Source organism: Candidatus Nanopusillus massiliensis (genome assembly GCF_920984865.1).
Window position 1 is genome coordinate 157,673 of the sequence record NZ_OV100765.1, and the last position, 565, is coordinate 158,237.

The window sequence follows — 565 nt, forward strand, 5'->3', positions numbered from 1 at the left end:
TTAGTTTATCTATAATTCATAATCAGGGTTTTTTATTNNGAGTTCGGAAATTTGTATATTTGAAAAATCTAGTATTTATAATTTTTTGGATTGTAGTTTAGGTATATAACCTTTAAATTAAGTTTCTNNTTTGAGATACAAAGAAGTTTAAACGATAATAAACTTTATATATGTATAGATTACAATTAGTATATTAATTATATATACAAAATTTCAAAGATAGAAAAGAAGAGATACNNNTGTTGATGCCATATTTAATAATTTTATTTTTCTGGTATTAAATTATTTTTATCATGATCATCATTTTTATTAATATATTTTATAACAAGGTATGGATAAACAATAAATAAACCTACATATCCTATTGCTATATAAAGAACAAATTTTTTTACAAAAATGAAGATAGTATCAGTTGAAAATGCATATAGTATCGAAATCCTACTTAAAATATTATCCCAATTTTTTTTATTGATATTTTTTAAGATATGTAATAAATGCAACAATACAGATACTAAAAATACAAAAACTCTGAGTCCTATTATTATATACCAAATCGATCTGTTTA